The following is a 23,149-nucleotide window of genomic DNA, read 5'->3' on the forward strand; positions in this document are numbered from 1 at the left end:
CGTCGGGGTGGAGGAAGGAACGGTGAACGCCGCGCCTCGGATACAGACGACGGCAGGGCGCCTGGCGGCGCTCGGATTCGCCGACGGCGCGCGGGCCGAACGGCTGCTCGACGAGCTCGGCCCCGAGGCGGTCGGCGACTTCGCGCTGCTCGATGACCTCGTCAGGGCCGCCGACCCGGATCTGGCACTGACCGCGCTGAGCCGCCTGGTCGAGCGGGACCCGAGCGTGCTCGGGGCGTTCCGCGCCGACCCGGACCTGCGCCGCAGGCTGCTCGGCGTGTTCGGGCTCAGCGCGGCGCTCGGCGAGCACGTCGTGCGGCACCCGGAGTGCCTGCCGTCGATCCAGTGGACGCGGTGGCCCACGCTCGGCGAGCTGCGTGAGGAGATGCTGCTCGCGGTCGGGGCGGACCCCGACGAGGCCGAGCCCGTGGCCGAGCCCGCGGCCGACGGGATCACCGCCGGGCCCGGCGCGTCCGGGCCGGCGATGGAGGCGCTGCGCGTCGCCTACCGGGGCCGCCTGCTGCACCTGGCCACCCGGGACGTGACCGGCGAGTGCACGCTCGCCGAGGCCGCCGCCGCGCTGGCCGACCTCGCCTCGGCCGCGCTGGAGGCCGCCCTCGCCATCGCCAGGGCCGAGGTGGCCGACGCGGGCGACGTACGGCTGGCCGTGATCGGCATGGGCAAGTGCGGGGCCCGCGAGCTGAACTACATCTCCGACGTCGACGTCGTCTTCGTGGCCGAGCCCAAGGAGGGCGTGGACGAGACCAAGGCGCTGCAGACCGCCACGCGCCTCGCGCAGGGCCTGATGCGGGCCTGTTCGGCGAGCACCCCCGAGGGTTCGCTGTGGGAGGTGGACGCCAACCTGCGCCCGGAGGGCAAGATGGGCCCGCTCGTGCGCAGCATGGAAAGCCACCTGGCGTACTACCGCAGGTGGGCCAAGACGTGGGAGTTCCAGGCGCTGCTCAAGGCGCGCCCGGTCGCCGGCGACCTCGAGCTCGGCCAGGAGTACGTCGCCGCGGTCAACGAGCTGGTCTGGCAGGCCGCCGCCCGGCCCAAGTTCGTGGAGGACGTGCAGGCCATGCGCCGCCGGGTGGAGGCGCACGTGCCCGCGGGCGAGGCCGACCGGCAGATCAAGCTCGGGCCGGGCGGACTGCGGGACATCGAGTTCGCCGTCCAGCTCCTCCAGCTCGTGCACGGCCGCTCCGACCCGCTGCTGCGCCGCCGGGCCACGCTGTCGGCCCTCGCCGCCCTCTCCAGGGGCGGTTACGTCGGGCGCGACGACGCCAAGGCGCTCGCCGAGGCCTACACCTTCCTGCGCCAGGTCGAGCACATGCTCCAGCTCCACCGGCTGCGCCGCACCCACGTGGTGCCGTCGGACACCGCCGACCTGCGGCGGCTCGGCCGGGGGCTCGGCATGACGACCGACCCGGTGGGGGAGTTCACCACCACCTGGAAGCGGCACGCGCTGGAGGTGCGGCGGCTCCACGAGAAGCTGTTCTACCGCCCGCTGCTGCAGGCGGTCGCCCGCCTCCCGGAGACCGAGGCCCGCCTGTCCACGGCCGCCGCCACCGCGCGGCTGGAGGCGCTCGGCTACGCCGACCCCGAGGGCGCGCTGCGGCACATCGCCGCGCTCACCAGTGGCGTCTCCCGCCGGGCGGCCATCCAGCGGACGCTGCTGCCGGTCATGCTCGGCTGGTTCGCCGACGCCCCCGACCCCGACGCCGGCCTGCTCGGCTTCCGCCAGGTGAGCGACAAGCTCGGCACCACGCCGTGGTATCTGCGCCTGCTGCGCGACGAGACCGCCGTGGCCGAGCGCCTCGCCCACCTGCTCGGCACCAGCAAGTACGTCACCGGGCTGCTGCTGCACGCCCCCCGAGGCCGTCGCGATGCTGGGCTCGCCCGCCGAGCTGGCCGTACGGCCGGCCGCGACGCTCGCCGCCGAGGCCGCCGCCGCCGTGGGCCGTCACGCGGAGGACGCCGAGAGCGCCGTCGCCGCCGTCCGGGCGCTGCGCCGCAGGGAACTGCTCCGCACGGCCTGCGCCGACCTGTCCGGGCTGATCGACATCGAGGAGGTCGGCCAGGCCCTCTCGTCGCTGAACGACGTGACGATCCAGGCGGCGCTGGACACCGCGATCAACAAGGTCACGCTGGAGCGGCGGGCGCCGTTCCCGACGCGGCTGGCCGTGATCGCCATGGGCCGCCTGGGCGGCCTGGAGAGCTCCTACGCGAGCGACGCCGACGTCATGTTCGTGCACGCGCCGCTGCCGGCGTGGCCGAGCGGGACGCGACCGACGCCGCCCACGCGGTGGCCGAGGAGACGCGCAGGCTGCTCGCGCGGCCCGCCCCCGACCCGCCGCTGCAGATCGACGCGGGCCTGCGGCCGGAGGGGCGGCAGGGGCCGCTCGTGCGCACGATCGCCTCCTATCGGGCCTACTACGACCGCTGGGCCTCGCACTGGGAGGCCCAGGCGCTGCTGCGGGCCCGGTTCTGCGCGGGCGACGCCGAACTCGGCCGCGAGTTCGTCGCGCTCGTCGACCCGCTGCGCTACCCGGCCGAGGGCATCTCGGCGACGCCGTACGCGAGATCCGCAAGCTCAAGGCGCGCATGGAGGCCGAGCGGCTGCCGCGCGGGGCCGACCCGGCCCTGCACACCAAGCTCGGCAGGGGCGGGCTGAGCGACGTGGAGTGGGTGGCCCAGCTCATCCAGCTGCGGCACGCGGGAGCCGTACCTGCGCTGCGTACGACGCGCACGCTGGACGCGTTGCGCGCGGCGGCGGGGGAGGGCCTGCTCGACCCGGCCGATGAGGAGGTGCTCGCGCAGGCGTGGCTGTTCGCCTCGCGCATCCGCGACGCGCTCATGCTGGTGCGCGGACGCGCGGCCGACAGCATCCCCACCCCGGTGAAGGAGCGCGTCCTGCTCGCGCGGGCGCTCGGCTACCCGCCCGAGGGCACCGAGGACTTCGTCGAGGACTACCGGCGCGCCACCCGGCGGGCCAGGACCGTGGTGGAGCGCGTCTTCTACGAGGACTGAATCCGACCCAAGGAGCCCGATCAAGGGTGGTTGCCGCCTTGGCGCGCGGCTTGTTCCGTATGACGTAAATGTATGCGGATCGGAGCGTTGCCATCGCAGCCCGTAACGTGTATCAACGGGTGCGGGTGATCTCTTTGATCTCGTATTACGCCGATCTTGCCATCGGGCTGATCCTGGCCTTCCTGCTGCTGTCGCTTGTCGTCAGTGGCATCAACGAAGGCATCGTCAGGCTGCTCGGAATCCGCAGCAAGTTCCTGTGGGCGTACCTGCGCGACACCCTCGACGGCGCGGAGACGGCGGACGGGACCTCCCGGCTCGACCGGATCCTGGACGCGCTCAAGAGGTTCGGCCGCAAGGCGCGCACGCCGCTGACGCAGGCGGCGTCGCCGGAGGAGGGCCGCTCGCGCCTGCCCGCCAGCGTGCTGGGGGTGTTCGCGCGGCTGCCGTTCGGCCGGGACCCGCGGCCCGCGTTCAGCCGGCAGCCGCCGCCCGTGGAGAGCCCGCCGCTCGCCGCCGCCGCCGACTCCGTGGCCGCGGAACAGATGACGGCTTCGGCCGAGGCCCCGGCGGACGCGTCGGCGGACCCCGCGCATACGGCGGGACAGGCCGACCCCGAGGAGACCGCCGTCCTCACGGTGGACCCGGCGGCGGACGGCGCGGCGGGCGGCGTGCTGCCGCCGGGCCAGGGCAAGTCGATGGCCGAACTGCTCCACGAACGGCTGCAGGAGATCGACCACGCCAAGCGCGGAAGGACGAGCATCGCCGACATCCCGCCCGCGCGCTTCGCCGTCGCCGTCATGGAGATCGCCACCGAGCACGGCGGCGTGGAGGCCCTCATGCGGGACCTCGACGCGCTCAAGAGCCCCTTCTCCCGGCCGCTCAAGGCCGTGTGGGACAGGGCGAGCCACGACCTCGAGGCGTTCCGGCGCGGCGTCGAGGACTGGTTCGACGGCGAGATGGAGCGGCTCAGCCTGCTCTACCGCCGCTACGTCCGCTGGGTGCTCGTCGCGCTCGGCCTCGTCGTGACTCTCGTGTTCAGCATGGACTCCCTGGAGTACGGCAAGACCCTGCTACGCGACAACGCCTACCGCAGCGCGGTGACCGCCTTCGGCCAGGCGGGGCCCCAGGCGCTGGAATCGATACGTGAGCAGTGCCGGCCGGGCCAGGACACGTACGCGTGCGTCACCGACGTGCTGAGCACCCCGGCGTTCGTGAAGATCTTCACGCACGCCCCGGTGAGCGTCACGATGGACGCGGCCGACGGCCCGGCGTGGGCCTGGCACGGTGGGGACTGGTGGCAGCGCCTCACGTCGCCGGGCCATTGGCCGGGGTTCCTCATCACGCTGGTCGCCCTGTTGTTCGGCGCGCCGTTCTGGTGGGACATCCTGCGCCGCGTCAGCGGCCTGCGCGCCCGGACCTCCGGCTCCACTCCCTCCTGACGCGCGGGCGGACCGGCCACGGCCGGAGGCCGCGATATCCGGTTGCGGCGGCCGGACCTGCGTGCGTACGGTCGGCCGGGTGCGTGGGCGAGGGCCGGCCGGGTCGCTGTGGCGGCACCGGGACTTCATGCTGCTGTGGAGCGGCCACACGGTGAGCCTCTTCGGCTCGCAGATCAGCTGGATCGCCCTGCCGATGGTGGCGGTCGCCGGGCTGCACGCCACCACGTTCGAGGTGGCGGTGCTGGGGGCCATGAGCACGCTGCCGGCGCTGGTCGTCTCGCTCCCGGCCGGCGTGCTGGCCGACCGTCACCGCAGGCGGCGTCTCATGATCGCCTGCGATGCCGGATCCGCGCTGGTCATGGCGTCGGTGCCGATCGCCGCCGTGGCGGGGCGGGTCACGATGGCCCAGCTCTACGCGGTCACCCTGGTCGTCGGCGCGCTCGGCGTGGTCTTCGGCACCGCGGCCGGCAGCCTGACGCCGGTGCTGCTCGGCGGGGACCGGCTCACTGACGCCAACGCCAAGATGAACACCGCGCGCGGCCTGGCCGAAATGGCCGGGCCGAGCGTCGGAGGCTTCCTGGTGGGCCTGGTCGGCGCCGCCCGCGCGGTCGCGGCGGACGCCCTCTCGTACGCGGTGAGCGCCGCGGCCCTGGCGTCGATGCGCCTGCGGGAGCCGAAGCCCGAGCGCACTTCGCACCGCGGGCGCTTCCTCGGCGAGATCGCGGAAGGGCTGCGGTTCGTGCTCGCCCAGCCCGTGTTGCGCGTGCTCGCACTCTCCGGGGCGGTCAGCGCCGTGCTGCTGCGTGGGATCAGCTCGATGTGGCTGCTGTACGTCGTGCGGGAGCTGGGCTGGAGCCCCTGGGCGGCCGGGCTCGTCTACGGCCTGAGCCTGGTCGGCGGGGTCGCCGGGAGCATGGTGGCCGGGCGCGTGACGGCCCGGCTCGGCATGGGCCGCGTGATCGTCCTGGGCGCCCTGCTGTCGGCCCCCTTCGAGCTGGTCACCCCCCTCGTGCCGCCGGGCCTGGCCGGCCAGTGGACCGTCGGGCTGGTCTTCACCTTCCTGACGGCCGCCGGGATGGTCCAGATGACCGCGGCCCAGACCGCGCGCCAACTGCTGTGCCCGCCCGGCATGCTCGGCCGGATGAACGGCTCCACCCAGTTCATGCAGGCGGGCCTGCTGCCGCTCGGGCCGCTCCTGGCCGGCGCCCTGGGCGCCTGGATCGGCCTGCGCCCCGCCCTGATCATCCTGGGCGGCGCGACCCTGCTGTGGCCGCTCCTGCTGTCCCTGTCACCCGTACGCACTCTGGACGTGAGATGACCACGATGGACGACGACCGCCCGCGGCGTCCCGCACTTGAGCGGCTCGTCAGGGCTCGAGGTCGGTCACGCCTCTGCCGCTCGACATGTCGAGCGGCACGGAAACCTGGTCGTGCGCGATCAGCCAGTCGCCGCCGGTCTTCCGGAAGCAGAAAGTGCCCCGGACCCACATGCCGCTCGTCGCCGTCCCGTTCCTCAGCGTGCCGCTGAGCCGGCCGAAGCAGTGGCCGAACGCCACCGTGTCGCCCACGGTGATCGTCAGGTCGCGGACCTCGTAATTCACCTCCTGGAAGAACGCGAACGCGTTCGCCCAGTTCTTCAGTTTCGCGTCGATCCCCACATGCTGCAGCGGCGGCTCGACGTCGAAGGACACGACGTCCGTCGCGTAGATCTTCCTCAGGCCTTCGAGATCCTTGGCCCGGATTCCTTCGACGATCTTGTCGATCTGCTGCCTGATCGTGGCTTCGTCCTCTTCGCGGTGCGTAGGCATTGCTACCGATTCCTTTCATGCGGTGCGGCTTGTTGGCTTCTCACTGGTACGACCGAACAGCCCCCCGGAATGTGAGGTGTCACGGCGTGGTCCAGTTCCAGCCGATGATCGTGGTGCGCATCAGCCGGGCGGCGGTCGACAGGTGACTGTCGGCGCCCCAGTGCAGGGTGACGGTGCGCCGGCAGTCGGGGCTGTCGACGGAGATCCAGGCGATGGGGGCAGGAATGTCGCCGCGGCGGGCGAAGTCGGGGACGAGACCGATGCCGAGTCCCGCTCTGATCAGTTCGGCGATGGCGCTGTGCTCGTCGCTCTCGCAGACGATCTTCGGGGTGAGATCTCGTGCGGCGAAGAGCCGGTCGAGCAGCCGGCGGAGCCAGTGTCCCTTGCGAGCGGTGATGAAGGGCTGGTCGGCGAGTTCGTCGATGCTCACGGACGTACGGCTCGCGAGCGGGTGATCGAGTGGCACGCACACCCCCACGGCATCCTCGAACAGCTGCACCGACTGCAGGCCTTCGGCGTGGATCGGCTGCGAGGCGACACACAGGTCGACGTCCTGGGCCCGCAGGCGGCGCGCCATGTCCTCGGCCAGGGACCAGTGAAGCTCGATCTCGACGGAGGGATGGGCTCGCTTGTAGGCCGCCAGCGGGCCGGTGAGGGTGAGGAAGGTCTCCGACGCCAGCCTCACGGTGCCCACGCCCTCGCTGGTGGCCTCGGCGACGGCGCGTCGTCCGGCCTCGAGCTCGCCCAGGGCGCGTTCGACGTGATCGCGGAAGAGCTTGCCGGCGTCGTTGAGCCGGAGCCGGCCGCTCCGGTCGAACAGCGGTGTGCCCAGTTCGCTCTCCAGCCGGGCGATGCTACGGCTCAGCGACGGCTGGGCGACGTGAAGTTCGTCGGCCGCCCGGCTGAGGTGCTCAAGTCGCGCCACCACCAGGAACTGTTTGAGGGTGCTCAGCTCCATCATGACTCCTCAGGTATAACCACATAGCAATATTGATCTTAGACAAGATAACTCTTAAGCCATAGTGTCGCCGTCGTTCGCGAAACGAGAACGGAGTGAGGAGGGATCCACATGCTCGCCGTGGCCGCGCCCCGGACGACACCCGCGGGATGGACGCTGCGGGCCGTCGTCAGTGCGCACGCGGTGGCGATCGCCGGCCAGCCGGTTTTCGCCGGGATGTATCTGACCGGTGACTACGCCGGTCTGAGCCTGCATTCGGCAGGCGCCGACGTCGTCACCTCCATCGGGTATCTGCAGGTGATCGTCGCGATCGTGGTCTGGGTCCGGCTGCGCCAGGCGTGGCCGTTTCTCGCCACGTCGGCCGTGGTGGCGGCCGAGACGGTGCAGTACTTCGCCGGGCTGGACGGAGCGCTGTGGTTGCACCTCCCGCTGGGAGTGACGACCGTCGTCGCCGTCGTGGTGCAGTTCATCGACGTTTGGCGGCGGCCTCTCCTGCGTCAGGGGGCCGCCGATGCGTAGCGGCCGTGGCGTGACCAGGCGGCAGATGCTGGGCATCGGCGGGCGCTCGGGCTGATGGCGGCCACCGGGCTGACGAGCGCGGCGGCGCTGGCCCGCCGGCCGTCGATCACCGGCGCCCAGCTGCGCAGCGCCGTACCGCTACCGCCTCCGTTCCAGGTGCCGCTGCCGGTTCCCGCCGTGCTGAAGCCGGTCGGCACCTCGGGCGGCGCCGACCGTTACGAGATCACCCAGCGCGAAGCGAGCGCGGAGATCCTGCCCGGGGTCACGACGCCGATGTGGACGTACAACGGGACCTTTCCGGGGCCGACGATCGAGTCGCGCCGCGGCCGGCCGGTCACCGTGTCACACCGCAACGAGCTGCCCGTCCCGACGGTCGTGCACCTGCACGGCGGCCGGACTCCGGCGGCCTCCGACGGGTACCCGACCGACCTGCTCCTGCCCGAAGGCCGGCAGGAGCACTCCATGCACATGGGGCACGGCTCCGAGCACGGTATGCATGACCCGAGGGCCGTGGTGACCGAGCTGACGCGGGACTACACCTTCCCGCTGGACCAGCGGCCGACGTTGCTGTGGTATCACGACCACCGGATGGACTTCACCGCCCCCGCGATATGGCGGGGCCTGGCGGGGCTGCACATCGTGCGCGACGACGCCGAGGACGCCCTCGGCCTGCCCGCGGGGCCGCGCGAGCTGCCCCTCATGATCGCCGACCGGGCTTTCGCCGCCGACGGCAGCCTCTCCTACCCCGCCCTCGACCCCACCCTGCGCGTACGGCCCGGCGTCCGCGAGCCGTACCTCGCCGGGGTCCTCGGCGACGTCATCCTGGTCAACGGCGCGCCGTGGCCCGTGCACGAGGTCGACGCGGCGCGCTACCGGCTGCGCATCCTCAACGCATCCAACGCCCGCCACTACGAGCTCGAAGCGGTCACCGGCGACGGGCACCGCCTCGACCTCGTCCAGGTCGGGCCGACCAGGGACTCCTCGCCGCCCCGGTCGTCCACAGGCTGCTGCCGATCGCCCCCGCGGAACGCTACGACGTGGTCGTCGACTTCTCCGGCGTCCCGATCGGCGGACTCGTCAAGGTGGTCAACCGGCTCGGCTCCGGCCGTACCCGCGACGTGATGGCCTTCCGGGTCGCGCGTAAGGCCGCCGACGACAGCCGCGTCCCCCGCACCCTGTCCACCGACCTGCCGGCCTGGCGGCGCTCGGACGCCGTCAGGGTGCGCGATTTCGCCTTCCGCGCCGGGCGGATGCACTCTGGCCACGGCTGGCTCATCGGCGGCCTGCCGTTCGACCCCGCCCGCACCGACGTCACCACCCGGCTCGGCGACGTCGAGGTCTGGCGGCTCATCGCCGACGTCCACCATCCCGTCCACCTGCACCTGGTCGGTTTCCGGGTGCTCTCGCGCAGCGGCAGGCCGCCGCTGCCCCACGACGCGGGACTCAAGGACACCGTCTCGCTACGGCCCGGCGAAGCCGTTGAGATCATCACCCGGTTCGACGGCTATCGCGGGCGCTACCTCTTCCACTGCCACAACGCCGAACACGAGGACATGGGCATGATGGCCAACCTCGAGATCGTCTAGCCCGCCCGGGCCCTGCGTCCCGGCCACGGCTACGCAGGGCCCCGGCGACGTCACGCCACCTTGGAGGACGGGGCGCTCCACGTGTTGCAGGCCCCCGGGTCGCCGGACTTGAACCCCTCGTTGGCCCAGTAGGTGATCGACTTCCGGCTTCCGTCGTTCTTGCCCGCCCAGCCGCGCACATAGAAGAGCAGATCGTCCCAGTCCTCGCGGTCACGCCGCAAGGATTTCCAGACGCTTCGCAGGGAGACTCCGGCGAAGCAGTCGGCCTGGAGGCTGTATCGCCGGTTCTGTTCGGCGAGTTCGGCCTTGCTCCGGTAGCGGAGGTCCACCCAGGCCCGGTAGATGCCGGCGCGGTTCTGCACGTGCTCCCCGTACTTCGCCGCCAGCAGGTTGAACAGGTAGAGATCCCCCGGGTCCTCCAAGAGGTCCTTGGAGAGCACGATCAAGATCGTGTGAGACGCGTCGCAGTAGTAGGCGGCCCAATCGTCCTTACGCCACTTCGCGCCGCAGAACTTCGCCGGCACCTTGGTCGCGTATGTGAGCTTCACCCGGGACTGCTTCAGACCCGCCTGGCCCAATTCCGCGGTCCAGGCGTCGGTGAGGCAGGCGAATACCTCGTTCAGATAGAGCTTCGCGGACCTCGCGTCCGCCTTCTTCACCCGCCTTTCCCGGCAGTCGGTGTCAGGCAAGGGTCCCGCGCTGTACAGGCGGTTGTCGGTGAGGGTCTTGTCCTTGACCGGGTGGGCGGCGGCCGTGCCGGACACGGCCGGGAGGAGCCCCAGTGCCACCGAACCGGCGAGCGCAATCTTGGCGAGTTTCACGGACGACGAGGCTAAACCACCCAAAAGGCCGTCGGAAGCCTTTTTGTGAATATCGATCCGCTTGTTTCGCGCGTGTGGTGTATAACGGGGCGCCGGCAGCCGAAAGCGTATATGGAGCGTGCATGGTCATCAGACGCGCCGAAGCGGCGGACGGAGATCTCGGCGATCTACCTGTCGGCCGAGGTGTGGGGCGCGGGGGTCGGCAGGCGCCTCATGGCCGCCGCGCTGGACAGCCTCGCCGCCGCCGGATACGAGCAGGCCACCCTCTGGGTCGTCGACGGGAACATGCGCGCCCGGCGGTTCTACGAGCGTGGCGGCTGGCGTCCCGACGGCGCCGTACAGCGGGACGAGTCGGACGGCTTCCCGCTGACCGAGGTCCGCTACCGGCGGGCCCTGCGCCGTTGACCGGTCGGCCGGCCCGATGACAGACCCTCCGAATCCTGAGCGGGACGGCGTCAGTCGAAGTCGACGCAGACCGCGTACCAGCCGTCCGACAGGCGCTCGGCGCTGGAGACGTCGAGAACGCGCACGTCACCGACCGGCAGGTAGACGAAGCCGCACTCCTCCAGCATGCCGCCGGAGCCGGCCACCCGAAGCTGGGTGGCGCCGTTCCAGCGCTGGACGCCGTCGATGGTGAACAGGCCGACGCGTTCTCTCACGCTCGCCCATTGTTCGTCTTCCGGCAGCGACCGCGCGTAGCGGGTGAGGGCCGGTTCGGAGACCAGGAAGGCCACTTTCATGGGAACGTCCAGGCTCACCAGTGCGAGGGTGAGGGCTCCGGCGAGGGGCGGCACGAGGGCCGTGCCGGCCATCCTCGCATCCTGGCCCGGCAACCCCCGTCACAACTCGAAATTCCGGAAATCCGTGGATATCTAGTCGTCGGGCTTCGTCCAGGTCAGGGAGTATCGGCGGAGCACGTGCCGGCGGTAGCGCACGCCGGGCAGCAGGCGGCGTGCCGCCGCCCGCACCTGCCCGTAGCTCATCCGCGGTTCGGCCACCGGCATCCCCTCGGGCCCCCGCGCGCGGCGCAGCAGCTTCGTGATCCGTACGACGGGGGCGGCCGCGATCGTCGCGGCCCACTCCGCGGGGGAGCCCTCGCGGGCCAGGCCGACCACCACCAGCGTGCCTCCGGGGCGCAGCGATTCGCGCATCCGGACGAGGGCCGCGTCGAAGTCCATGTGGTGGATCGTGGACACCGAGCAGACGAAGTCGTACCCCTCGACGGGCAGGGCGGCGGTGAGGAAGTCGCCCTCGACGAAGGTGAGATCCGGCTGACCGGCGGACAGTTCGCGGGCACGCGCGATCATCTCCGGTGATCTGTCGACGCCGGTGACGCGCTTGGCCCGGGTGGTCAGCTTCCGCGCGAGCAGGCCGTCCCCGCAGCCGACGTCCAGCGCGTCACCGCACCCTTCGGGGACGGCGCGGAGGATGCCCGGGTGCCGGGCGACGTTGGTGTTCCAGTACGGCTCCGAGTCGGCCTGGCGCATCTGATCATCCTAGGGCCGGCGTCATGACGAAGTCCCGGAAGCGGGTGGCGGGTGCGGCCGGGGCATGGTCCGTACGCCAGGTGAGTCCGATGGTGCGGCGGGCGGCCTCCGCCGCGATCCTGACGCCGACGGTGCCGGACTGACCGGCGAAGGGCTCCGGCACGATGGCCACGCCGAGCCCGGCCGCGACCAGGCCCTCGATGGTCGCGAGGTCCTGGCTCTCGAAGGAGACCGCCGGGGACACCCCGGCGTCGCGCAGCAGCGCGTCGACCAGGGCGCGGTAACCGAAGCCGACCGGCGTGGTGACGAGATCCTCGTCCGCCAGCTCCTGGAGTCCCACCTCCTGCCGATCGCGTAGCCGGTGGCTCGGCGGCACGACGAGCACCAGCCGCTCCTCCTGCAGGGGATGCCAGCCGAAGTCTCCGGATGGGCGCGGGGAGGTGATCGCGAGGTCGGCGGCCCCGGTACGCAGGTCCTGGACGATCTCGTGCGCCGGTTCCTGGCGCAGCAGGATGCGCATCCGGGGAGCGTGCTCGTGGAAGGAGCGCAGCAGCCGCGGGACGAGGGAGGTGGCGATGGAGTCGAGGAAGGCCAGTCGTACCACCCCGGTGTCCGGGTCGAGCAGGCTCCGCAGATCGGCCAGCAACTGCTCGTAGCGTGCCGTGAGGTCGCGCGCGGCCGCCACCACGAGTCTCCCGTTGGGCGTCAGGTGGACGCCGTCCGGCGCGCGCTCGAACACCCGGGTGCCGAGCTCGTCCTCCACCCGGGCGAGGGCGCGCGAGAGCGTCGGCTGGCTGGTGCGGAGGATGGCGGCGGTGTCGGTCACGTGCTGGTGGTCGGCGAGGGCGACCAGCCAGGCCAGGTCCCGGAGCAGCATGCCCGACATCATACGCATCGCGTATCGGATACGGCTGGTTACGGCATTGGACGCATAGCGCCAGGAAGCGCACAGTCGTTGGGGTGACCGCTGTTCTTGAGACCTCCGCCGTGGAAGGACATCTGCCGGGGACCACCGGGTACCGGCGGGTCGTCGTCGCGCTGTTCGCCGCCGGGGTGGCGACCTTCGCGCTGCTGTACAGCACTCAGGCGATCCTGCCCGAGCTCGCCGCGCAGTTCGGGGTGTCCACCGCGGAGAGCACGCTGAGCGTGTCGCTCACCACGCTCGGTCTGGGCGTCGCGCTGCTGGTGGCCGGCCCCCTGTCCGACGTCGTCGGACGCACCCGGCTGATCCATCTGTCGCTGACCGCGTCCGCCGTCGTCGCGGCGGCGTGCGCGCTGACGCCCGGCTGGCCGGCGCTCATGGTCCTGCGGTCACTTCAAGGCATCACGCTGGCCGGGCTCCCCGCGGTGGCCACCGCCTATCTGCGCGAGGAACTGCATCCGTCCACACACGCCCGCGCCGCGGGCCTGTACGTCGGGGGCACGGCGCTGGGCGGGATGGCCGGCCGCCTCCTGACCGGTGCCGTCGCCCAGGCCGCCGGCTGGCGCTGGGCCCTGGCCGCGGCCGCCGTGCTCGGCCTGCTGTGCGCCCTGACCGTACGCGTGCTGCTTCCGCCCTCCCGGCGCTTCGCCGCGGCCCCCGCGGGCGTACGCGCCCTGCTCCGCGGAAGCCTGCGCGCGGTGTCGGACCGCGGACTGCTGGCGCTGTACGGCATCGGCGGTTGCTCGATGGGCGCCCTGGTCGCGGTGTTCAACACCCTGGGCTTCCGGCTCGCGGGCGCGCCGTTCCACCTCGGTGTCGGAGCCGCCGGCCTGATGTTCCTCGTCTATCCCATCGGCTCCGTCAGCTCCGCCGTGTTCGGCAGGCTGGCGGACGGCTACGGGCGGCGGACCGTGACGCCGCTGGGCTGCCTGCTGGCCGTCGTCGGCGCGCTGGTCACGCTGTCGTCCTCGCTGCCGGTCCTGGTCCTCGGACTCGCGCTCCTCACCGCGGGGTTCTTCGCCGTCCACGGGGTGGCCAGCGGCTGGGTCCCGGCCCGGGCGTACGCGGGAGGGGTGTCCACCGGGCAGGCCGCGTCGCTCTACCTGTTCACCTACTACCTCGGGTCCTCAGTCTTCGGCAGCCTCGCGGGCCGCGCCTGGACGGACGCCGGTTGGCCGGGCGTGGTCTCCCTCGCCGTACTCCTGCTCACCGCCACCGGCGCCCTCGCCCTCCTGCTGCGCAGGACCCCCGCCCTGGGGGAGGGACGCTCCCGATGAGCGCGGCAGGCGGTGCTTCTCAGCGAGTGGCACCGGAACCGGTTGTCCCTTGGGTCTGTGAGCTGTCACGGCTGCCGCCGGCTCGCCGCTGACAGCGAGCGCGCCGGGCCCGTGCCCAAAGCCGGCGGGGAGTCCTGATCTCAGGTCGGCTCGTGCTGTCCAGGTCTCGTCGTCACCCCACTCCATGGCGCAGGCGGAGGTCGCCTCCGAAGGCTTCCGCGATCACGCGTCCCGTCTCGAAGACGAACTCCGCCTCCACCCATTGGGTGGGATCCTCGGCTTCGAATCTCCTGGTCATGCGGACAAGCCGCTCGCCGACATGCCGTACGAAGGGCACCTCGGCGGGGGCGGGCACGATGTCCACTCGGCTGGCGAGCTCCTCCATTGTGTAGCTCTCTCCTGGCTCATCCGGCGTGATGCGCAGAGCCCAGTCGGCGGTGTCACGGACCACGACGGTCGTCGTCTCCAGATGGAGCCACACGTGCAGGAGTTCGGGGGCGTCGGACTTGTGGGTGAACAGGGCCGCGGTCACCGCGACCAGACGCAGGCCCTCCAGATCGGAAAGTTCCATCACCCACCACCTTCGACCCGGTCGTCCGTCTGCGATCAGTCGAGTGCCTCACGAGGCCGCCTGTTCATCGGTCGCAGGCGGCTCAGTTCCTCGCGGAACTCGCGCTCGCCGATCTCGTACGGAGCACCACCAGCCACCTCTCGCGGGACGGATCCCGCCGTACCCAGCGAGATCCCGGCTCAGGTTAGCCGGGCGGATCCGGCATCCGGGGCTTGTCCGCTCGGACCCGTTATGGAGGCGGTCAAGGACGAGGTTTCTCAAGGGCGAGGGTTTCCAGGTCTACGGCGTCGGCCATGGCTTGGGCGCCCTTGTCGTTGAGGTGCATGCCGTCGCCACTGTCCAGAGCAGGATGGATGTAGTCGGGAGCTTCGGGGTTTTCCACAGCTCGGGCTACGTCGAAAACGGCGTCGAAGGTGTCGGTGGTACGGATCCAGTCGTTCACCTCGCGTCGGGCGGCGAGGCCCTCAGGGGTACTGATCCCGGGATAGATGGCGCCTGCGAAGGGCCCGATGGTGGCAGCGAGGATCTTCAGGCCGGCCTTGTGCGCGCGCTGGGCCAGGGCCTGGAAGCCCTCGATGAGGGCGCCGGAGGTGGCGGGAGGCTCGCCGGACATGCCGGGGATCCCGAGGTCGTTTATGCCGAAGTGCACCAGGACATGGGTCACGCCGGGAATCGAGAGAACATCACGGTCGAAGCGCGCCAGCCCGTGCTCGCCCACCTCGTCCCGCAGCAGGCGGTTTCCGGCGATGCCCTGGTTGACGACCCATCCGCGCTTGAGGCGCCGGTTGAGGAAGTCCACGGAGCGGTTGTTCGCGCCAGTCGTGGAACCGACCCCTTCGAACCAGGAGTCGCCGAATGCCACGGCGATCGCGGTGTCGTCCGAGGTGAGCACGTCGACGCCTGAGACGTAGAACCTGGCTTCGACCCGCTCGGCACCAGGCAGCCTGGGAGACATGACATGGTTGCCGCCGATTATGTGAGCGGTCTCCATGGGCATGTGCGAATAGGTGGCCAGACCTGTCTCCTCAGGGAAATAGAGGCTGAGGAACAGGTCGGCGCCGGGGGCGACGGGCAGATCCATCGGGTCACTGGCGGCCTCTTCTCCCGGCGGGATGGTGACCCTTTCGGTGCCGTCGAAGGTGAGGGTGGCCTGTCCGTGCTCGGTAGCGGCCCCCGCGGCGGCGATGACCAAGGGGGTACGGCCATACCGGTTCGTCAGGCGTACGCGAAGGAGTTCTCCGCCGCCGGCCATGTGGATTACCTGACGCACCGTCTGGTCGGCGAAGCCACGCGGTTCGGTGAGCTTTATCTGCTCGTAGGGACTGATCACCGCGGTGCGGAAGCCGGCTGTCCAGATCATGCTCGCTCCATTCATTGTCATGAGGAATAGCGCCGCTCAGGCGAAGGACAGCTGAAGCGCGTATGCGCATGGTTAGGCAAGCTGCTCAGGGCTGGAGCACGTACCGACCGCGCACGCCGCCCTTGGTCATGGCCCGGTGGGCATCGGCGACCTGGCCCAGCGGCACAACCGCGTGCACTCGGGCCGGCAGCTCGCCGGCGGCGGCGCGGGCGAGCAGGTCGCCCAGTCGAGCGCCGTCGGGGTGTGCTACCACGACATCTACGGTGATCCCGCGCTCCGTGGCCGGCTTGGCGCTCGGCTGGACGCCGACGAAGGCCCCGCCGTCGCGGACCAGGGCGAGACCCTGCTCCTGCAGCGCTGCAGCGTCGGCGACCGCGTCCCAGCCCGGCTGGGCGTGCGTGGTGAACGCGGCGCCGAGACCGCGGACGAACTCCTCGTCCTCTGCTCTGGCCAGCCCGGTCACCTGCCAGCCGCGGTCCTGCGCGAGCGAGACGACGTACCCGCCGACCGCACCGGCCGCCCCGGTCACCAGCAGCCGGTTGCCGACGGTGGACGCGTCGCCCAGCAGGTCGACGATCTGGACGGCGGCCAGCCCGTTCAGCGGCACCGTCGACGCCGTGATCAGGTCCAGTACGTCGGGAACGACGGCGAGGTCGACGGCCGGCACGACGAGCTGCTCGGCGTAGGTGCCGAAGTCGCGGTCGAAGCCGTCCACCAGGCCGGCGACCCGAGTGCCGACAGCCAGGTCCACGCCGGTGCCCGTGGCGACGACGATGCCGGCGAAGTCCCAGCCCAGGCCGGTACGTTCGGGCTGGTCGATCAGCCCCATGGAGTGGAAGAGGCCGCGCGCGACCCCGAGGTCGACGGGGTTGACCGCCGCGGCGGCGATCCTCACCCGGACCTCGCCGGGACCGGGCTCAACGACGGGAACGTCGATGATCTCGATCGAGTCGGGCCCGCTTGGGGCGCGGACGACGGCGGTGCGGAAGGTGGCGGTGCTCACGGTTTCGCTCCTCGTGGCGTGTGTTCGACTTGCTGACCCGCATCACTATGGGCGTGTAACTCTCCAATGGGAAGTACGCACTTCGAAGTGTGTAAGTCACCTCTCGGTAGAAAGGAACGGTCGATGCCGACGAGGAAAAGCGGGCACAGGCGAAGGGGGACTACGAAGCGTTCATGGCGAACTGCCCCAGCCGCCAACCGCTCGACCGGATCTCCGACAAGTGGGTTGCGCTGATCCTGGCCGCGCTCGGCAGCGACGGCCCGCATCGCCCCGGGGTCGACTGTTCCGGTGAGCCGCGCTCGATGCGCTATTCCGAACTGTCGCGACGACTGGCTGGAGTCAGCCAGAAGATGCTCACCCAAACGCCGCGCTCCCTCGAGCGCGACGGCCTGCTCACCCGCACTGTGACCCCGACGGTGCCGGTCGCCGTCACTTACGAGCAATCCGACCTCGGCCTCTCCCTCCACCACGTGGTGCGCGGCATCAAAGTGTGGGCTGAGGCGCACATGGACGAAGTGCTCGCCAATCGCGAGGACTACGACACCCGCCTCGCCTGAACGCCGGCCATCAGGGCAGCAGGGCGGCGGCGCGCAGGCCTGCCGGCCCTACGGCTGACACCAGCCCAGATCCGGAGCCCAAGGTGAGATGTGGTCCGCCACGTCTGGCCAGCGTCGTAATACCTCGGCTCTGAACAGGAGCGTGTCCGGACTGGGGTCTACGCCCTGGACGTCTTCGTCGGCCAGCCGATCGCAGACCTCGCTTGCCTCGCCGGTCGCGGACTTCCAGAAATACAGGTCATAGGCCACGAAGCCGTTCATCCCATCACGCATGCGAAAGGCCATCGGCCGTGCCCTGGTGGAGGGCGGCCGATGGCCTTTCGTCACGACGCCGTCGTGTGTCCCGGGCGGGCGTTCCCCGCCCAGGGCAACAGGTCAGCGGATCACACGTCGTAGTAGAGCTCGAACTCGTGCGGGTGCGGGCGGAGGCGGATCGGGTCGACCTCGTTCTCACGCTTGTAGGAGATCCAGGTCTCGATGAGGTCCGGCGTGAACACGCCGCCCTCCAGCAGGTAGTCGTGGTCGGTCTCGAGCGCGTCGAGCACCTTCTCCAGCGAGCCCGGCACCTGCGGGATGTTGCGGGCCTCCTCCGGCGGCAGCTCGTACAGGTCCTTGTCGACGGGCTCCGGCGGCTCGATCTTGTTGCGGATGCCGTCGATGCCGGCCATGAGCATGGCGGCGAAGGCGAAGTACGGGTTGCAGGACGGGTCCGGCACGCGGAACTCGATGCGCTTGGCCTTCGGGTTCGAGCCGGTGATCGGGATGCGGACGCAGGCCGAGCGGTTGCGCTGCGAGTAGACCAGGTTGACCGGGGCCTCGTAGCCGGGCACCAGGCGGTGGTAGGAGTTCACCGTCGGGTTGGTGAAGGCCAGCAGCGACGGGGCGTGCTTGAGCAGGCCGCCGATGTAGTAGCGCGCGATGTCCGACAGACCGGCGTAGCCGACCTCGTCGTAGAACAGCGGCTCGCCGTCCTTCCAGAGGGACTGGTGGCAGTGCATGCCGGAGCCGTTGTCACCGAAGATCGGCTTGGGCATGAACGTGACCGTACGGCCCGCCTGGATGGCCGTGCTCTTGATGATGTACTTGTACAGCATCAGCTTGTCGGCCGTCTCGAGCAGCGTGCCGAACCTGAAGTCGATCTCGGCCTGGCCGGCGGTGCCCACCTCGTGGTGCTGCATCTCGGTCTCGATGCCGGCCTCGATGAGGTTGCGCACCATCTGCGAGCGCAGGTCGGTGAAGTGGTCCATCGGCGGGACCGGGAAGTAGCCGCCCTTGTAGCGGGGCTTGTAACCCAGGTTGCCGCCCTCGGAGGCCTTGCCGGTGTTCCAGGCGCCCTCGATGGAGTCGATGTAGTAGTAGCCGGCGTTCTGCCTCGTCTCGAAGCGGACGTCGTCGAAGATGTAGAACTCGGCCTCGGGGCCGAAGAACACGGTGTCGGCGATGCCGGTGCCCTTGAGGTACTCCTCGGCCTTGCGCGCGACGTTGCGCGGGTCGCGGCTGTAGGCCTCGCCGGTCAGCGGGTCGTGCACGAAGAAGTTGATGTTCAGCGTCTTGTGCTGACGGAACGGGTCGAGCACGGCCGTGGAGGGGTCGGGCAGCAGGAGCATGTCCGACTCGTGGATGGCCTGGAACCCGCGAATCGACGAGCCGTCGAACATGAGGCCGTCGGTGAAGACGTTGGGACCGAAGTTCTCGGACGGGAAGGTGAAGTGGTGCGTCGTCCCCGGCAGGTCCGTGAACCTGACGTCAACGAACTGCACACCCTCGTCCCGGATGAACTTGAGGACGTCATCGGCGGAGTTGAACACTCTCGAACCTCCCAGGGGCATGGGCTAGCAACCCGAAAATAGGCCGATGCCGTTTCCGCCCCATGTCTCGATTGTTTCGCGCGTGTTAAGGGAAAGCGCTACCCGGGCGGTCGCGGCGATAACGTCGGCCCGCCGTTCCCCGGGCTCCATCGTACGGCCTTATCGCAGGTCAGGTGCCCAACGCGGCCGGGCAGCGCGGCCCGGCGGAAACGCCGGAGGCGCGGTCGTAGGGGTCGACCGGCGCGCCGGAGGGCCGCGCTCCCCGCGGGTCGCCGGGGAAGCGCGGATGAACGAATCCGTCATCCGGGTCGCAATTCGCACCGAAGAGCGCAGACTTGTCCGCGGCCAGCCAGACGACGAGCCTGCCGCCCTCCCGGTACGCCGAGAACTCGCTCCTGTGGTGCTCGACGACCCTCGTCACGGTCAGGGGTGCGCCGGGGCGGCTGACCGGGTGGACGAACAGGTAGTCCGTCTCGATCGTGACGCCTCCGCCGGCCCTCTCGGAGATCGTCGTCTCGCCGGAGACCTTCACGACGTCCCCCACCGGCTCGGCCGTGTCCGGGGCGAGGCTGAACAGCCACGACCGGGTGCCGGAGGGGCCGCCGGCGTCCAGGTGGCGCAGGAACTCCTCGCGCTGCCGTGGATGCAGCAGACGGGCGAACTCCTCCGGGCGCTCACCCCGCACGGTGGCCGGATCGAGGTGTGCGGCCGACAGCAACCGTCGTACGCGCTGCAGGGCCTGGCCGACCTCCTTCTCCGTGAGCCCGCCGAGCGCGCGGGCCGCGGGCATGCTCAGCCCCTGCTCCCCGTCGGCGTAGTCGACGGCGGGAGTGCCGGCGAAGGGACGGCGGACGGCGCCGGGACGGGGCCGTGGTCGAACAGCCCCTCCTCGCCGTCAGGGATCGGCGTCAGCACGGGCCCGGGCCGGGCGACCACCGGGCCGGAGATCATCAGGTCCTCGCCGCCTGCGGCCGGGCGGACGATGCCGAGCCTCTCCAGGACGTCGGGCCGCAGGACGACGACGAGCCCCACGAGCACGACCAGGCCCGCGATCACCGCCAGCACGGCCGGGCCGCGCCGCCGTCCCGGCGGTGACGCGACCGACTCCGCCGCCGCGGTCATCCTCCGGATCTCGTCCTCGCCGAACTGCGCGACCAGCGCCTCGAAGCGCGCGTCGATGTCATCGGGGTCCGCCGGCCGCACGGTTCCCTCCAAAGCGCTTAGGTCGGAAACGATTCACGATATCGGGATTTAATGCGATAAGCCTGCCCATGATGTACGGCTTCGCGGCCGGACGCCAGACCGGTGACCCTCCCCGATACGCTGGGAAACCATGAGTGACCGGCAGCCGCGTTGGACGCAGACCTGGATGGGGGGCCCGCGGCCGCCGGGGTGGACCTGGGCTATCCGGGGCAGCGCCTCGGCCTGCCCGAGCAGGGCCCCGGGGCGGTCGCGGGTGGGGGCGCAGGATCGGCGCCGTCGTCGTCGACTGGCTGCTGTGCACCTGGGCCATCGCCGGCGGCCTGCTGCGCTTCCAGGGCAACGACATCGGCGCGGTCGGCCTCGGGATCTTCGCGGCGGAGTACGTCCTGCTGGTCGGCACGATCGGCATGACGCTGGGGATGCGCCTGTTCGGCATCCGCGTGGCCGGGCTCGACGGCGGACGGCCGTCCTTCTTCGGCGTGCTGGTGCGCACGCTGCTGTTGTGCCTCGCCGTGCCCGCGCTCATCTGGGACCGCGACCGGCGCGGCCTGCACGACCGCGCGGGCGGCACGGTGGTCGTCAACCTCTGACTCCGCGGGGCGGCCGCGGTCACGGCTCGACGAGGCCGGCGCGGATGGCGTAGCGGGTCAGTTCGAGCCGGTCGCGCATGCCGAGCTTCTGCAGGATGTTCGCGCGGTGCCTGTCCACGGTCTTCACGCTGATGAAGAGCGTCTCCGCGATCTCCTTGGCCGAGTTGCCCTCGGCGATGAGTTTGACGATCTCCTCCTCCCGGGGCGTCAGGATGCTGTCCGGCATGCGCTCGCCCTGCCGGGCGCGCTGGAGGTAGTCGCGGATGAGGGCGGTGACCGCGCCGGGGTAGAGGAAGGGCTCCCCGCGCATCGCCGCCCGGCAGGCCTCCAGCAGGTCCTGGTCGGCGACCGACTTGAGCACGTAGCCCGAGGCGCCGGCCTTGAGCGCCTCGAAGAAGTACTGCTCGTTGTCGTACATCGACAGGATGAGTATGCGGATGCCGGGTGCGCGCCGCGAGATCTCCCGTCGTCGAGGAGATGGTCGCCCAGGCCCCGGACGCGCGGACCGGGCAGGCGCTGTGGTGGTCCTTCGCACTGGGGGCCGACTTCAGCGGCAACGGCACCGCGGTGGCGGCGAGCGCCAACGTCGTGGCCGTCGGCATCGCCGCCAGGACAGGCCACCGCATCGGCTTCTGGCAGTTCACCAAGTACGGCGTCCTCGTCACCGCGCTGAGCATCACGATGGCCTGGGTGTACGTCTGGGCGCGTTACTTCGTCTGACGCCGCCCCCGCCGGGTCCTACGACGCGGGCCTGACGCACTGGAAGATCGCCGTGCCGGGGAGCAGGCGGCCGCGCAACGGGCTCCAGCCGCCCCACGTACGGTCGTGGCCCGGCGGCCACTCCGGCTCGGTCAGGCCGGTCAGGACGAGGCCGGAGGCGGCGATCAGGCCCACCCAGTCGCCCATCGTCCGGTGGTGCTCCACGTACGACGGCTCGCCGTCCTCGCCGAACTCGACGTACGGTGAGCGGTCGAAGTAGGGCCGGTCGGCGGTCAGGCCGCGCGGGCCCGGATCGTCGGGGAAGGCCCACCGCACGGGGTGGCTGACGGAGAACACGAACCGCCCTCCCGGCCGCAGCACCCGGCGCACCTCGGCCAATACGGCCCCGGCGTCCGCGACGAACGGCAGTGCGCCGTAGGCCGAGCACGCGAGGTCGAACGACTCGTCCGCGAACGGCAGCGTCTCGGCGTCGGCCTGGACGACGGGCAGCCTCATCCCGGCGGACATGTCGATCCGCCGGGAGTGCTGCAACTGCCGGTAGGACAGGTCGACGCCGGCGACCGTCGCGCCGCGCCCCAGCAGCCACCGGCCGCACTGGCCGGCGCCGCACCCGATCTCCAGAATCCGGCGCCCCGCCACGTCGCCCAGCAGCCGGGCCTCGGCCTCGTCCAGGCCCTCGGGGCACCACACGAAGCCGTCGTCGCGCAGGAAGCCGCCGTGCTCGGCCTGGTATTCGTCGGCCGCGCCATCCCACCAGCCCCGGTTGGCCCGTGAGGTCTGCGACCGGGAGACCGGCCGCCTTCCCACATCCAACGCGATCAACGCATCTTGGGGCCGCGCGGCATCCGGGCACCCTTGGGGATGGGGCCCTTCGGCATCGGGATGGCCGGGGTGAGGGCGCGCATCCGGTTGTTGACCTCGGACACCGCGCCCTTCTTCAGGTTGCGGGGCAGCTTCATCATGTGCCGCTGGAGCTTGGCCAGGGGGACCTGGCCCTCCGCGTCACCGCACTGGACGTCGTACACGGGCACGTCGACCGCGACCCGCTGCACGCGCTTCTTCTCCGCGACGAGCATGCGCTGCACCCGGTTCGGCGGGCCCTCGGAGACCAGGATGACCCCCGGATATCCGACGACCCGGAAGACGAGGTCCTGGTCGCGGTTGACCGCGACCGGCTTCTCCTCGACGTACCAGGTGCCGCGCAGGCTCTGCAGGATCGCGTACGTCGCCCCCGGCTGGCCGTAGAGCATCGAATACTGCGCCTTCTGCGCCAGCCGGCTGAAAACGATCATCCCCACCAGTACGGCGGCGAAGACGCCGAACACGATCCACGTCCAGCTGAAGATCACGCCGATGACGACGAACAGGACGAGCGTGCCCAGAGCCGACGCGTAAACGATCGGCATCCCCTTGGGGTTCGCCTGCTGAATGATCTGTGCGACCATCCGGAGCTGCTTGAGGCGTCCCGGAGCCGCTGCGTCTTTCGCCATG

General features: G+C 70.9%; 25 protein-coding genes and 1 pseudogene. 11 read left to right on the plus strand and 15 right to left on the minus strand.

Features of this window, described 5'->3' with window-relative positions; all coding sequences use genetic code 11:
* The first annotated feature begins 22 nt into the window (after positions 1-22).
* The 3 genes and pseudogenes from B1L11_RS27945 to B1L11_RS27955 all read left to right on the plus strand — a co-directional run bounded on the left by B1L11_RS27945 (position 23) and on the right by B1L11_RS27955 (position 5,787).
* A pseudogene (locus B1L11_RS27945) lies at positions 23-3,030 on the plus strand (bifunctional [glutamine synthetase] adenylyltransferase/[glutamine synthetase]-adenylyl-L-tyrosine phosphorylase).
* Between the two features lie 125 nt (positions 3,031-3,155).
* A complete protein-coding gene (locus B1L11_RS47170; RefSeq protein ID WP_179155356.1) occupies positions 3,156-4,469 on the plus strand; it encodes a hypothetical protein in 1,314 nt (437 codons plus the stop codon).
* 79 nt (positions 4,470-4,548) lie between these two features.
* Positions 4,549-5,787 carry an MFS transporter gene (locus B1L11_RS27955; RefSeq protein WP_143737606.1) on the plus strand — a complete coding sequence of 413 codons (1,239 nt, stop codon included), beginning with the start codon at positions 4,549-4,551 and terminating at the stop codon, positions 5,785-5,787.
* 48 nt (positions 5,788-5,835) lie between these two features.
* Here the strand turns inward: B1L11_RS27955 and B1L11_RS27960 are convergent, their stop codons facing one another.
* Complete coding sequence (locus B1L11_RS27960) at positions 5,836-6,276, minus strand: nuclear transport factor 2 family protein (RefSeq protein ID WP_079317685.1); 441 nt, start codon at positions 6,274-6,276, stop codon at positions 5,836-5,838.
* A 79-nt stretch (positions 6,277-6,355) separates the two neighbouring features.
* A complete protein-coding gene (locus B1L11_RS27965) occupies positions 6,356-7,237 on the minus strand; it encodes a LysR family transcriptional regulator (RefSeq protein WP_256862955.1) in 882 nt (293 codons plus the stop codon).
* Between the two features lie 108 nt (positions 7,238-7,345).
* Here B1L11_RS27965 and B1L11_RS27970 point away from each other — a divergent pair, with 108 nt between their 5' ends.
* Genes B1L11_RS27970 through B1L11_RS48680 form a run of 3 tightly spaced genes read left to right on the plus strand, consistent with a single transcriptional unit; the run spans position 7,346 to position 9,339 of the window.
* Complete coding sequence (locus B1L11_RS27970; protein WP_143737607.1) at positions 7,346-7,753, plus strand: hypothetical protein; 408 nt, start codon at positions 7,346-7,348, stop codon at positions 7,751-7,753.
* A gap of 54 nt (positions 7,754-7,807) precedes the next feature.
* Complete coding sequence (locus B1L11_RS27975; protein WP_218671355.1) at positions 7,808-8,875, plus strand: multicopper oxidase family protein; 1,068 nt, start codon at positions 7,808-7,810, stop codon at positions 8,873-8,875.
* The gene (locus tag B1L11_RS48680; RefSeq protein WP_218671356.1) at positions 8,791-9,339 is read left to right on the plus strand and encodes a multicopper oxidase family protein; all 549 of its coding nucleotides are present in this window, start codon (positions 8,791-8,793) and stop codon (positions 9,337-9,339) included. The genes B1L11_RS27975 and B1L11_RS48680 overlap by 85 nt, the downstream gene beginning before the upstream one ends.
* Before the next feature lie 50 nt (positions 9,340-9,389).
* On the opposite strand, the gene B1L11_RS27980 is transcribed toward B1L11_RS48680, so the two are convergent.
* Positions 9,390-10,160, minus strand: a complete 771-nt coding sequence (locus B1L11_RS27980; protein WP_179155357.1) for a neutral zinc metallopeptidase — start codon at positions 10,158-10,160, stop codon at positions 9,390-9,392.
* 111 nt (positions 10,161-10,271) lie between these two features.
* Here B1L11_RS27980 and B1L11_RS27985 point away from each other — a divergent pair, with 111 nt between their 5' ends.
* On the plus strand, positions 10,272-10,565 hold the full coding sequence (locus tag B1L11_RS27985; RefSeq protein WP_079317691.1) for a GNAT family N-acetyltransferase: 294 nt from the start codon (positions 10,272-10,274) through the stop codon (positions 10,563-10,565).
* A 50-nt stretch (positions 10,566-10,615) separates the two neighbouring features.
* On the opposite strand, the gene B1L11_RS27990 is transcribed toward B1L11_RS27985, so the two are convergent.
* Genes B1L11_RS27990 through B1L11_RS28000 form a run of 3 tightly spaced genes read right to left on the minus strand, consistent with a single transcriptional unit; the run spans position 10,616 to position 12,524 of the window.
* Positions 10,616-10,972 (minus strand): hypothetical protein, encoded by a 357-nt coding sequence (locus tag B1L11_RS27990; RefSeq protein WP_079317693.1) that lies wholly within the window; start codon positions 10,970-10,972, stop codon positions 10,616-10,618.
* A 60-nt stretch (positions 10,973-11,032) separates the two neighbouring features.
* Entirely contained in the window at positions 11,033-11,647 is a 615-nt protein-coding gene (locus tag B1L11_RS27995; protein ID WP_079317695.1) for a bifunctional 2-polyprenyl-6-hydroxyphenol methylase/3-demethylubiquinol 3-O-methyltransferase UbiG, read from the minus strand.
* 4 nt (positions 11,648-11,651) lie between these two features.
* Positions 11,652-12,524, minus strand: coding sequence for a LysR family transcriptional regulator (locus B1L11_RS28000; RefSeq protein ID WP_079317753.1), 873 nt, complete (start codon positions 12,522-12,524; stop codon positions 11,652-11,654).
* A gap of 83 nt (positions 12,525-12,607) precedes the next feature.
* Here B1L11_RS28000 and B1L11_RS28005 point away from each other — a divergent pair, with 83 nt between their 5' ends.
* A complete protein-coding gene (locus B1L11_RS28005; RefSeq protein WP_218671357.1) occupies positions 12,608-13,846 on the plus strand; it encodes an MFS transporter in 1,239 nt (412 codons plus the stop codon).
* 172 nt (positions 13,847-14,018) lie between these two features.
* Here B1L11_RS28005 and B1L11_RS28010 read toward each other — a convergent pair whose 3' ends face one another.
* The 3 genes from B1L11_RS28010 to B1L11_RS28020 form a co-directional block, all read right to left on the minus strand.
* Positions 14,019-14,417 (minus strand): hypothetical protein, encoded by a 399-nt coding sequence (locus tag B1L11_RS28010; protein WP_256862956.1) that lies wholly within the window; start codon positions 14,415-14,417, stop codon positions 14,019-14,021.
* A 241-nt stretch (positions 14,418-14,658) separates the two neighbouring features.
* Positions 14,659-15,777, minus strand: coding sequence for an SGNH/GDSL hydrolase family protein (locus B1L11_RS28015; RefSeq protein WP_218671358.1), 1,119 nt, complete (start codon positions 15,775-15,777; stop codon positions 14,659-14,661).
* Positions 15,778-15,862: 85 nt separating this feature from the next.
* The gene (locus B1L11_RS28020; protein WP_079317702.1) at positions 15,863-16,780 is read right to left on the minus strand and encodes an NADP-dependent oxidoreductase; all 918 of its coding nucleotides are present in this window, start codon (positions 16,778-16,780) and stop codon (positions 15,863-15,865) included.
* Positions 16,781-16,953: 173 nt separating this feature from the next.
* Between B1L11_RS28020 and B1L11_RS28025 the strand changes: the two genes are divergently transcribed.
* Entirely contained in the window at positions 16,954-17,337 is a 384-nt protein-coding gene (locus B1L11_RS28025; RefSeq protein ID WP_079317704.1) for a helix-turn-helix domain-containing protein, read from the plus strand.
* A gap of 383 nt (positions 17,338-17,720) precedes the next feature.
* Here B1L11_RS28025 and glnA read toward each other — a convergent pair whose 3' ends face one another.
* The 3 genes from glnA to B1L11_RS28045 all read right to left on the minus strand — a co-directional run bounded on the left by glnA (position 17,721) and on the right by B1L11_RS28045 (position 20,348).
* A complete protein-coding gene (glnA, locus tag B1L11_RS28035; protein WP_079317708.1) occupies positions 17,721-19,145 on the minus strand; it encodes a type I glutamate--ammonia ligase in 1,425 nt (474 codons plus the stop codon).
* Positions 19,146-19,314: 169 nt separating this feature from the next.
* A complete protein-coding gene (locus B1L11_RS28040) occupies positions 19,315-19,935 on the minus strand; it encodes a hypothetical protein (RefSeq protein ID WP_079317709.1) in 621 nt (206 codons plus the stop codon).
* Positions 19,936-19,937: 2 nt separating this feature from the next.
* Positions 19,938-20,348, minus strand: coding sequence for a hypothetical protein (locus B1L11_RS28045; RefSeq protein WP_079317711.1), 411 nt, complete (start codon positions 20,346-20,348; stop codon positions 19,938-19,940).
* A 134-nt stretch (positions 20,349-20,482) separates the two neighbouring features.
* Between B1L11_RS28045 and B1L11_RS28050 the strand changes: the two genes are divergently transcribed.
* Positions 20,483-20,938, plus strand: a complete 456-nt coding sequence (locus tag B1L11_RS28050) for an RDD family protein (RefSeq protein ID WP_256862957.1) — start codon at positions 20,483-20,485, stop codon at positions 20,936-20,938.
* Between the two features lie 19 nt (positions 20,939-20,957).
* Here B1L11_RS28050 and B1L11_RS28055 read toward each other — a convergent pair whose 3' ends face one another.
* Entirely contained in the window at positions 20,958-21,356 is a 399-nt protein-coding gene (locus tag B1L11_RS28055) for a LuxR C-terminal-related transcriptional regulator (RefSeq protein ID WP_372974738.1), read from the minus strand.
* A gap of 26 nt (positions 21,357-21,382) precedes the next feature.
* Here B1L11_RS28055 and B1L11_RS45690 point away from each other — a divergent pair, with 26 nt between their 5' ends.
* Complete coding sequence (locus B1L11_RS45690; RefSeq protein WP_256862961.1) at positions 21,383-21,658, plus strand: hypothetical protein; 276 nt, start codon at positions 21,383-21,385, stop codon at positions 21,656-21,658.
* Positions 21,659-21,676: 18 nt separating this feature from the next.
* Here B1L11_RS45690 and B1L11_RS28060 read toward each other — a convergent pair whose 3' ends face one another.
* Entirely contained in the window at positions 21,677-22,471 is a 795-nt protein-coding gene (locus tag B1L11_RS28060) for a class I SAM-dependent methyltransferase (RefSeq protein ID WP_079317713.1), read from the minus strand.
* A gap of 5 nt (positions 22,472-22,476) precedes the next feature.
* The gene (locus B1L11_RS28065) at positions 22,477-23,148 is read right to left on the minus strand and encodes a DUF4191 domain-containing protein (RefSeq protein ID WP_079317715.1); all 672 of its coding nucleotides are present in this window, start codon (positions 23,146-23,148) and stop codon (positions 22,477-22,479) included.
* Position 23,149: the final 1 nt, after the last annotated feature.

The sequence above is a fragment of the Microbispora sp. GKU 823 genome (assembly GCF_002027145.1).
Classification (GTDB): Bacteria; Actinomycetota; Actinomycetes; order Streptosporangiales; family Streptosporangiaceae; genus Microbispora; species Microbispora siamensis.

Coding starts and splice junctions, on each gene's coding strand:
- B1L11_RS28065 (WP_079317715.1), bottom strand. CDS start 23,148: ATGGCGAAAGACGCAGCGGCTCCGGGACGCCTCAAGCAGCTCCGGATG.
- B1L11_RS27990 (WP_079317693.1), bottom strand. CDS start 10,972: ATGGCCGGCACGGCCCTCGTGCCGCCCCTCGCCGGAGCCCTCACCCTC.
- B1L11_RS28025 (WP_079317704.1), top strand. CDS start 16,954: ATGGCGAACTGCCCCAGCCGCCAACCGCTCGACCGGATCTCCGACAAG.
- B1L11_RS27975 (WP_218671355.1), top strand. CDS start 7,808: ATGGCGGCCACCGGGCTGACGAGCGCGGCGGCGCTGGCCCGCCGGCCG.
- B1L11_RS28010 (WP_256862956.1), bottom strand. CDS start 14,417: ATGGAACTTTCCGATCTGGAGGGCCTGCGTCTGGTCGCGGTGACCGCG.
- B1L11_RS27985 (WP_079317691.1), top strand. CDS start 10,272: ATGGAGCGTGCATGGTCATCAGACGCGCCGAAGCGGCGGACGGAGATC.
- B1L11_RS28040 (WP_079317709.1), bottom strand. CDS start 19,935: ATGCCCGCGGCCCGCGCGCTCGGCGGGCTCACGGAGAAGGAGGTCGGC.
- B1L11_RS28000 (WP_079317753.1), bottom strand. CDS start 12,524: ATGCTGCTCCGGGACCTGGCCTGGCTGGTCGCCCTCGCCGACCACCAG.
- B1L11_RS28055 (WP_372974738.1), bottom strand. CDS start 21,356: ATGTACGACAACGAGCAGTACTTCTTCGAGGCGCTCAAGGCCGGCGCC.
- B1L11_RS27995 (WP_079317695.1), bottom strand. CDS start 11,647: ATGCGCCAGGCCGACTCGGAGCCGTACTGGAACACCAACGTCGCCCGG.
- B1L11_RS27960 (WP_079317685.1), bottom strand. CDS start 6,276: ATGCCTACGCACCGCGAAGAGGACGAAGCCACGATCAGGCAGCAGATC.
- B1L11_RS27965 (WP_256862955.1), bottom strand. CDS start 7,237: ATGATGGAGCTGAGCACCCTCAAACAGTTCCTGGTGGTGGCGCGACTT.
- B1L11_RS27970 (WP_143737607.1), top strand. CDS start 7,346: ATGCTCGCCGTGGCCGCGCCCCGGACGACACCCGCGGGATGGACGCTG.
- B1L11_RS28015 (WP_218671358.1), bottom strand. CDS start 15,777: ATGATCTGGACAGCCGGCTTCCGCACCGCGGTGATCAGTCCCTACGAG.